The sequence below is a fragment of the Actinomadura geliboluensis genome (assembly GCF_005889745.1).
Classification (GTDB): Bacteria; Actinomycetota; Actinomycetes; order Streptosporangiales; family Streptosporangiaceae; genus Spirillospora; species Spirillospora geliboluensis.
In genome coordinates, this window is sequence record NZ_VCKZ01000378.1 from 1 (window position 1) to 8,939 (window position 8,939).

Annotated in this window: 7 protein-coding genes and 1 pseudogene; all 8 read right to left on the reverse strand. The window is 73.7% G+C overall.

Going from position 1 to position 8,939, the window contains the following annotated elements; genetic code table 11:
- Nucleotides 1-2,071 (reverse strand): glycoside hydrolase family 38 N-terminal domain-containing protein (locus tag ETD96_RS35390; RefSeq protein WP_138640830.1); only part of this gene is annotated, 2,071 nt, incomplete at its 3' end.
- Nucleotides 2,062-3,264 (reverse strand): CehA/McbA family metallohydrolase, encoded by a 1,203-nt coding sequence (locus ETD96_RS35395; protein WP_138640831.1) that lies wholly within the window; start codon nucleotides 3,262-3,264, stop codon nucleotides 2,062-2,064. The genes ETD96_RS35390 and ETD96_RS35395, both read right to left, overlap by 10 nt.
- A complete protein-coding gene (locus ETD96_RS35400) occupies nucleotides 3,261-4,370 on the reverse strand; it encodes an ABC transporter ATP-binding protein (protein ID WP_138640832.1) in 1,110 nt (369 codons plus the stop codon). The genes ETD96_RS35395 and ETD96_RS35400 overlap by 4 nt, the downstream gene beginning before the upstream one ends.
- Complete coding sequence (locus ETD96_RS35405; protein WP_138640833.1) at nucleotides 4,370-5,197, reverse strand: carbohydrate ABC transporter permease; 828 nt, start codon at nucleotides 5,195-5,197, stop codon at nucleotides 4,370-4,372. The genes ETD96_RS35400 and ETD96_RS35405 overlap by 1 nt, the downstream gene beginning before the upstream one ends.
- Nucleotides 5,194-6,162 (reverse strand): carbohydrate ABC transporter permease, encoded by a 969-nt coding sequence (locus ETD96_RS35410; protein WP_138640834.1) that lies wholly within the window; start codon nucleotides 6,160-6,162, stop codon nucleotides 5,194-5,196. Before ETD96_RS35410 ends, ETD96_RS35405 begins: the two co-directional genes overlap by 4 nt.
- Complete coding sequence (locus ETD96_RS35415; protein ID WP_240808463.1) at nucleotides 6,134-7,546, reverse strand: extracellular solute-binding protein; 1,413 nt, start codon at nucleotides 7,544-7,546, stop codon at nucleotides 6,134-6,136. The genes ETD96_RS35410 and ETD96_RS35415 overlap by 29 nt, the downstream gene beginning before the upstream one ends.
- A gap of 78 nt (nucleotides 7,547-7,624) precedes the next feature.
- Nucleotides 7,625-8,461 carry an aminotransferase class IV gene (locus tag ETD96_RS35420; RefSeq protein ID WP_240808464.1) on the reverse strand — a complete coding sequence of 279 codons (837 nt, stop codon included), beginning with the start codon at nucleotides 8,459-8,461 and terminating at the stop codon, nucleotides 7,625-7,627.
- Between the two features lie 169 nt (nucleotides 8,462-8,630).
- Nucleotides 8,631-8,939, reverse strand: a pseudogene (locus tag ETD96_RS45290) (transcriptional regulator); the annotation flags it as partial.

Consider the following 8,939-nt stretch of genomic DNA (forward strand, 5'->3'; position numbering starts at 1 on the left):
GGCCCTCCGCGTAGGACGCGTCCGCCCGGCGCGGCAGCGACAGGTGCAGCCGGACGCGGTGGTCCTCGCAGCGGTTGTCGAAGGTGACGCGCAGCCGCAGGAACGGCTCCCCGGCGCGCAGCTCGGCGCGGGTGGTGACGGTGACGTCCTCCTCGGCCGCGGACCGCGCGCCGGCCTCCAGGTCGCCGCGGCAGGGCCACCTGTAGGTCCGGACGATGTCGACGGCGGCGACGAGCGGACCGTCCAGCGCGGAGCGGACGTCCACCGACACGGGGTCGCCGACGATGAGGTCGGCGGCGGGCGGCGCGTAGTTGTAGGAGTCGCCGTGGTCGCCGCCGTCCACGATCCGCCCGACGCCCTCGACGACGTCGCCGGACGGGGTGCGCAGCCCGAGCGTCCCGTCGGCGTGCACCTCGGCGCGCAGCAGCCCGTTGTCGAGGAACTCCCGCCCGGCCGTCACCGGGCCGTCCGCGACCCGCGCGGCGGGATCCGGCGCCACCGCCGCCAGCCCCAGCGGCGGCACCTCGACCAGCGCGGCGACGGTGCGGCGCGGGTCGGCCAGGATCCGCACGCGCCACTCCCCGTCCGCGCCGCGCAGGGCCTCCCGCACGTCGCCGATGTCGAACGGGACCCCGGCGCGGGCCGTCACGTGGAAGGTGAGCACGCGGTCGTCGCGCGACACCGACCAGTCGCGGATCTCCTGCCCGAACAGCACCCGCCCGTACACCCGCTCCAGCAGCACCGGGAGCTCGGCGGCCGGGTGGACGGCGTCGTCCAGCACGGTCGGCGCGACGGCGAGCGTCTGCACCGGCACCGGCCGGCCGTCGCCCGTGACGAGGCCCGGCTCCCCCTCGGACGGGATGTCGAGGGTGACCAGGCCGGTGCGGTGCTCCGGGGTCGGGTTGAACACCAGGTGCGCCCCGAGCGGGACGGACGCGGCCCGCTCGGCGGTGACGAGGTCGCAGACGGCGCGGCCGAGCTGCTCCGCCTCGGCCATGTGCGCGGCGACCTGCTCGGCGGTCTCGTCGCAGCCGCAGCCGGTGACCGAGTCGTGGCAGCTCGTCTCGATCAGCCGCCGCCACGCCAGGTCCAGGAACCGCTGCGCGTCGCCCGCGTACCAGAGCGCGGTCAGCGGCTCGGCGTACCGCTCGACGAGCCGCTCGGCGCGGCCCATCAGCTCCTTGAGCCGGATCCGGGCGGACAGGACGCCCGGCAGGATGTTGGCGCGGGCGTGCGAGCGCAGTTCCCCGCGGACGCGCGGCAGCCCGTCGGTGGACGCGGTCCCCTCCGCGAAGTAGCCGGCGAGGGTGTCCAGCCGCATGCCGAGGCCGGCGGCGGCGATCCGGTCGGCGAGGTCGGCGGCGGGCGCGGTGTGGTCGGCCCCGTACATCGCCAGCAGCGGGCCGCCGTGCGGGTACCAGCGGCCCATCGCCTCCGCGAACCCGGCGACCCGGCCGGGCAGCAGCGAGGCGCCGTCCCCGGCGCCGCCGGGCTCCCCGAACTCCTCGAACATCGACGCGGCGTTGCCGTAGCCGCCCTCGGGGAGGTACTGGGTGCGGATCGCCGTCCCGTCCGGGGCCTCCCAGGCGAACGCGGAGGTCCGGACCCGGTCGGGGACGCCGCGCCACACGCACGCGTGCTCGATGCCCGCGAGCCGCAGGATCTGCGGCATCTGCGCGCAGTGCCCGAACTGGTCGGGCAGGTAGCCGACCATCATCGCGGCGCCCAGCTCCTGCGCGCGCCGGATCCCGAGCTCCAGGTTCCGGACGATGTTCTCCCCCGAGCACAGGAACTCGTCGTGGAGGATCTGCCAGGGCCCGACGGCGAGCCGGCCCTCCCGGACGAGCGCGGCGAGCCGCTCCCGCCGCTCGGGGCGGATCTCCAGGTAGTCGTCGACCGCGGCCATCTGCCCGTCCAGCGTGAAGCGCCAGCGCGGATCGGCCTCCATCCGGTCGATGACGCCGTCCAGCAGCGACACGAGCCGCAGCCGGAAGCGCTGGAACGGCAGGTACCACTCCCGGTCCCAGTGGGTGTGCGGCACGACGACGATCTCCGAACCCTCTACCCGCACAGTGCGATCACCTCGTTCTCGTGGCTCTCCAGGCGATGCATGCCCGGGTGCTCGGCCGGTATCCGGACGAATTCGGCGCGGACGGCGATCCGCCCGCCGTCGGGCTGGACGAGGACCGCCCCGTCCGCGCCGGCGGCGATCAGCTCGTCCTCGACGCGCAGCAGGACGGGCGCGTCTCTCGCGGCGGACACGGCGGTCCGCCCGGCCCTCAGCGCGCCGAGGACGTCACCGTCCTCGCCCGCCAGGACCCAGGTGACGGGCTCGCCGAGGGTCTTGTGCTGCGCCGGGTCGTGGAAGTCGCTGCCGCCGAGCGGGACGACGCCGCCGGGCCGCCACAGGTCCGCCCAGGCGAGCGGGGCGCCCCAGCGCCGGTCCCACCAGGACGAGTGCCAGATCTCGGCGAACGGCGGGCGGTCTGGCACTGGGAGCGGGCGACGCCAGGCGCAGTCGCCGCTCAGCGGGTGGTTCACCGACATCAGGCCGCCGCGCGCGGTGGCGTGCGCGGCCCAGTCGGCACTGGGCCGCCGGAAGTCGACCCAGCCGGTGTCGCCGAACACGTTCGCGTGCCCGAGGTCGGTGGTGACCTCCTGGCCGGGCAGCAGCAGCACGCCCGCGCGCGCCCCAGCGGCGGCTAGTTCGGAGTGGTGGCTGACGGTGTTGTGGTCGGTCACCGCCAGGTAGTCGAGACCCTGGGACGCGGCAAGGCACGCCAGTTCGTGGACGGTCAGCGTGCCGTCGCTGTGGACGGTGTGGGAGTGCAGGTCACCGGCGAGCCATCGCATCCCGTGCGGCGCGGGGAGTTCCCTGCGCGGTGGACGTTCCGGCCGAGGAGGCGGGGTCTCCTCAGGGCGCGGTGGGGCCGTGGCCGATGTGGTCACGGCGACCTCGTAGGGGACGCCGTCTGGCGGTATGCGGTGGAGCCCGAGCCAGACGTGCCATGTGCCCGCTTCAAGCTCCCCTGGCAGGTACCCAGGGGTCGCCCAGTCCGGCCCAAGGGTGAACCTGTCGCGCGCCCCACCTGACCAGCCTCGGAACCCGTCCGGCCCGTGGCAGCCCAGGTCGATGACACCGCCCTCATGGGACAGTTCCACGGTGACTGACGCCGTGCCCGGCGGGACGTCGAACGGGAGTTCGCGGAGCCCCTGCTCCAGGCGGTCCTCCAGGGTCCAGCGGCCCCGGTGCACCGTGGTCATCCATGTCCCCCGTCCTTGGCCAGCGGAGCCGCAGAGCGGCCGCCTTCCGTCACGAGCTCCCCGTCGCGGTACAGCAGGACGCGTCCGGGGCGCGGCAGCGCCCAGCCCCGCTCCCCCGGCTCGGGTTCGCGCTCCTCGCCGACGACGACGTGCAGGGGCTCCCCCGCGACGTCGAGCGTCACCAGCGAGCTTCCGCCGAGATGCTCGACCACCGAGACCCGCCCGCCGAACGCGCCGTCCACCGGGCCGGTGCTGTAGTCCAGGTACTCGGGTCGTACCCCGCAGACGACGGGCTCCCCGTCCTCGACGCGCACGTCCCCGGGCACCGGCAGCTCGGTGCCGGCCACGGCCACGACCCCGTCCTGGACGCGCCCCGGGAGCAGGTTCATGGGCGTCGAGCCGATGAACGACGCGACGAACAGGTTGGCGGGGCGCCGGAACACCTCCACGGGCGTCCCGAGCTGCCTGATCCGCCCGTCCTCCATCACGGCGATCCGGTCGGCGAGCGCGAGCGCCTCGGCCTGGTCGTGGGTGACGAACACGGTGGTGACGGCCAGTTCCTTCTGGAGCCGCTTCAGGAACGTCCGCGCCTCCAGCCGGAGCCGGGCGTCGAGGTTGGACAGCGGCTCGTCCAGCAGGAAGATCCGCGGCTCGGCGACCAGCGCGCGGGCCAGCGCCACCCGCTGCTGCTGCCCGCCCGACAGCTCGCCCGGCCGGCGCGGCTCCAGCCCGCCGAGCCCGAGGTAGCGCGCGGCCTCGGCGGCGCGCTCGTGGCGGGCCGCCCGGCTGCGCTTCTTGATCCGCAGCGGGTAGGCGATGTTGTCCAGGACGGTCATGTGCGGGAAGAGCGCGTAGTCCTGGAACACCATGCCGACGTCGCGCCGCCCCGGCGGCAGCCGGGTCACGTCGGCGCCGCCGAGCCGGACCGTCCCGCCCGTCGCCGCCTCCAGGCCCGCGACCGTGCGCAGCAGCGTCGTCTTCCCGCAGCCGGACGGGCCGAGCAGCGCGAAGAACTCGCCGTCCGCCACGTCGAGGTCGAGCGCGTCCAGGGCCCGCACGCCGCCCGGATAGACCTTGGTCAGCTCCCGAATGGTGATGGCCGCCATCAGCGCTTGATCCCTCCGTGGAAGCGGAAGCCGTACCGGCGGCTCACGAACAGGTACATGAGCACGACCGGCAGGGAGTACAGCAGCGAGAACGTCGAGATCAGGGCGAGATCGGGCTGGCCGCCCTCCGTGTAGAAGGTGTACATGATCACCGAGGCGGGGGCCTTGTCCGGGTTCCTGAGCAGCAGGAACGGCATCAGGAAGTCGCCCCACACCTGCGCCACCGCCCACACCGCGACCGTGGCGAGGCCGGGCCGGATCACCGGGACCACCACGTGCCGCAGGATCTGCAGCGGCGACGCCCCGAACACCCGCGCGGCCTCCTCGTAGGACGTCGGCGTCGCGTCGGTGAAGTCCTTCAGCAGGAAGATCGCCGCGGGCAGCAGCCCGCCGGTCAGCACCAGCACCACCCCGAGCCGCGAGTCGATCAGGTGCAGGTTGAAGGCCAGCAGGAACACCGGCACCATCGCCGCCGTCCCGGTGATGATGGACGACAGCAGGAGCAGGACGTACAGCAGCGCGTCCCGTCCGGGCACCCGGACCCGGCTCAGCGCGTACGCCGCCAGCGCCGCCGCCGTCACCACGAGCGCGGCCGTCCCGGCGGCGAGCAGCACCGAGTTGCGCAGCGACGCCAGCGCGTACGGGTTGTCCAGCAGGACCTTGAAGTTGTGCAGCGTGAACTCGGGCAGGGACGCCGCGATGCCCGGATTCCTGTCGAACGGCGCGAACGCCAGCCACAGCAGCGGCAGCGCGAAGAACCCGAGGACGGCGGAGATGAACGTGGCGAGGCCGATCCGGCGCAGCGCCTCGCGGACGGCCGCGTTCACGCCGCCGCCTCGGCCGCGTCCCCCGGGGCCCGCCTGCTCCGGAGGGCGCGCAGGTAGACCAGCGCGATCACCAGGTTGATCAGGATCATCAGCAGCGAGATGGCGGCGCCGAAGCCGAGCCGGCCGTCGCCGAGCGCCGTCCGGTACACGTACACCGACATGATCTCCGAGCGCCCGTCCGGACCCCCGGCCGTGATCAGGAACGGGGTGAAGTCGTTGAACGTCCACAGGCTGACCAGCAGCAGGCTCGTCAGCACGTGCCCGCGGATGCGCGGGAGCACCGCGTCCCGCAGCGTCTGCCAGGTGGACGCCCCGGCGAGCCGGGCCGTCTCCAGGTGGGACGGTGGAACGTTCCCCAGCGCGGCGCCGTAGAGCATCATCGAGAACGCGGTGCCGCGCCAGACGTTGAACACCACGATGCAGGCCATCGGATGGTCGAGCAGCCAGGCCGTGCCGGGCGTGCCGAGCAGCGCGTTCAGGGTGCCGCCGTCGCGGTCGAGCAGCGCGATCCACAGGAACGCGATCACCGACGACGGCAGGATCCACGCGAGCAGGACCAGGCCCTCCACGAGCCGCCGCACCGGGCCGGAGCGGTCGCGCATGACCCACGCGATCGCGAACCCGAGGAGCGTCTGCCCGATCACCGCCGACCCGACCACGAACTGCAGCGTCAGCCACAGCGACCGGTGGAACTCCCCGTCGCCGAGCACGTCGCGGTAGTTGTCCGCGCCGACGAACCGGGGGTCGCTCGCCGCGATCCCGGTGAGCCGGTAGTCGGTCGTGCCGAGGTAGAGCGTCCAGAGCGCCGGGAACACCAGGAACACCGCGACGAGCACCAGCGCGGGCGCCGTGAACGCGGCCGCGCGGGCCCGGCCGAGCCCCGCCGCGTCCTCCCCGAAGGACGCGGCCCGCGGCGCGGCCCGCGGGGGCTCGGCCTCAGCGCGGGGTGACGTTGGCGGCGCCACCGACGGCCCCTTCGAGCTTCTTGGTGTACTCGGCGGCGGCCTGCCGCGGCGACTTGCCCGACACCACGGCTGCCGTGGCCTCCTGCAAGGCCGTCGACACCTGCGGGTACACGGCGAGGCCCGGACGGTACGACGTGACGGGCAGCACCTTCTCCGACACGAACGTCAGGAACGGGTCGCCCGCGAGGATCTCCTTGTTGACGTCCGTCCGGGACGTGAGCTCCGGCGTGCCGGCCGTCCGCGCCTTGACCATCTCCGGGGAGTTCATGAAGACCAGCAGCTCGAACGCCTGCTGCGGGTACTTCGTGTTCGGGTTGAGGACGGTGACCGCGCCGCCCGACATGCTCACGAAGTCCTGCCCGCGGACGCCCTTGCCCGGCGCGACCGCCGGGATCAGCGCGTAGCCGACGTCCCGGTCGCGGGACGGCATCTTCGCGACGCCCGTCTTCGGATTGATGACGTCGCGCCAGAAGTAGTCGCCCTCCGCCAGGATGCCGATCTTGCCCGCGGCGAACTCCTCGAACGACTTGTCGCGCCCCTTCGCCTCCTGCTGGAGCTTGGGGTCGCCGAGGCCCTCAGCGCCGTAGATCTGCGCGTACAGGCCGAGCACCTGCTGGACGGCGGGGCCGCCGCCCGTCCACTTGCCGTCCGCGTAGACCTCGGCGCCCGCACCGGCCAGCAGCGGCAGGACGCCCTGCATCGTGGTGGCCTCGCCCATCGCGGTGCCCGCGTTCAGCTGGACGGGGGTCACGCCGGGGAGCTTCTTCAGCGCGCGCGCCGCCGCGATGATGTCCTGCCAGGTCTTGGGCTGCCAGTCGGCCGGAAGGCCCGCCTGCGCGAACAGCTTCTTGTTGAAGAACAGGACGCGGCCGTCTGTCGCGGGAGGGACGCCGTAGCGCTTCCCCTCGAACGTCGCCAGCTTCTGGACCGAGGCTGGGATCTTCGTCCAGCCGTCCCAGGCGTCGGCAGGGGCGCCGACCACGTCCGTGAGCGGCCTGATGTAGCCCGCCTGGGCGAACTCGCCGACCCAGATGCCGTCGACGTCCATGATGTCGGCACCCGAGCGGGACTTCAGGTCCAGCGCCAGCTTCGTCTTGTACGCCTCGTCGTCCACGCCCTGGCCGCGGAACGCCACCTTCGCGGTGACGCCCTTGGCCTTCTGCGCCGCGACGAACGCCGGGATCACCCTCCTGGTGATCCACTCGGCCTCTTCGGTGTTCTTGCCGCCCTCGATGGCGTTCCGGGTGATCGTCAGGGAGAAGCTCTTGGCGCCCTTGCCCCGGTCGGGATCCGTCGAGGATCCGCCGCCGCCGCACCCGGCGAGCAGCGCGCCCGCCATCGCGAGCGCGGCCGCCGCGCCGATCCGCCTCCTGGAGAAGTCCACGGTGACCTCCTACAAGCGTCACCTCGAACGTGAACGAAGAATCCGATCACGTAAAGACCCCGGCGGCCACTTCTTCGATCAAGGGTCCATGAGCTCGGCGGAGCGGGCCGCGAACGCCTCCATCGCCTTGGCGGTGATCGGGCCGGGAGCCGCCGGGAGGACCGTGCCGTCCACCGCCCGGATCGGCTGCACGTCCCGGGTCGTGGACGTCAGGAACGCCTCGTCGGCGCGGTACAGGTCGTCGAGCGCGAGGTCCTCCTCCTCGCCGCCGCACCACTCCAGCGTCAGCGCCCGCGTCACCCCGGCCAGGCAGCCCGACGACAGCGGCGGCGTCACGAGCCGGCCGCCGAGGACGACGAAGATGTTGCTGCCCGTCCCCTCGCACAGGTTCCCCGCCGTGTTGCCGAAGACGGCCTCGCCGCCGCCGCGCTCCTTCGCGTACGCCAGCGCCAGCGCGTTCTCCGCGTACGACGTGGTCTTCAGGCCGGACAGCGCGCCCCGCTCGTTGCGCGGCCACGGCACGACCGTCACGTCCGCCGTCGGCGGGAACGGGTCCTGCGGCCCCGCGATGATCGACACGGTCGGGCCCGCGTCGCCGCGCGCCGACCCGAGCGGCCCCGGGCCGCTGGTGTAGGTGATGCGGACACGGGCCAGCGGCCACTTCGGCGCGGCCGCCAGCACCTCCAGGGTGCCCTGGGCGAGAGCGTCGTGGTCGGGCTCCGGCAGCCCCAGCCCGGCCGCCGACCGGGCCAGCCGGCGCAGATGCCGGGTCAGCGCGAACGGCACCCCGTTCGCCGCCTTCACCGTCTCGAAGATCCCGTCGCCGACGAGCATGCCGTGGTCGAACACCGACACCACCGCCCGCTCGGGATCGACCAGTTCCCCGTTCAGCCAGATCCTGGCCTGCGCCGTCACCGGAAGCCACCTCCCCAAAGCCGGACCGCCGCGGCCCGGACTCGCGCCCTTCGCACGACCGTCCCCGGCCGATGGCCCCACAGTACGGCGCACGGGGCCGCCGGTTCGAGTTCTTCGCGCCGGCCGCGGCACATGCGGACCGCCGAAACGGGAGGAACCACCCGGACGGTCAGGGCAGCACGCAGCCGAACGAATCCGCCAGCCCCCGGCGGCCCGCCTCCGTCACCAGCAGCGCCCGCCGGGTCGTCCCCCGCTCGAACCAGCCCAGCTCCATCATCCGCTCCGTCAGCGCCGCGCCCAGCGCCCCGTTCAGATGCGGCCGCCGCTCCGTCCAGTCGAGGCACTGCCAGGCGAACCTCCGCCGCGCCCGCCGCAGCGCCGCGACGTCCAGCCCCAGCGCCCCGAGACGCTCCTCGCCCTTCTCCGTCACCTCGAACGCGTCCGCGCCGTCCGCCACGATCAGGCCGCCGTCCAGCAG

Bases quoted from the DNA above. Each gene is read 5' to 3' on its own strand.
- ETD96_RS35400 (WP_138640832.1), bottom strand. From the start codon at position 4,370: ATGGCGGCCATCACCATTCGGGAGCTGACCAAGGTCTATCCGGGCGGC.
- ETD96_RS35395 (WP_138640831.1), bottom strand. From the start codon at position 3,264: ATGACCACGGTGCACCGGGGCCGCTGGACCCTGGAGGACCGCCTGGAG.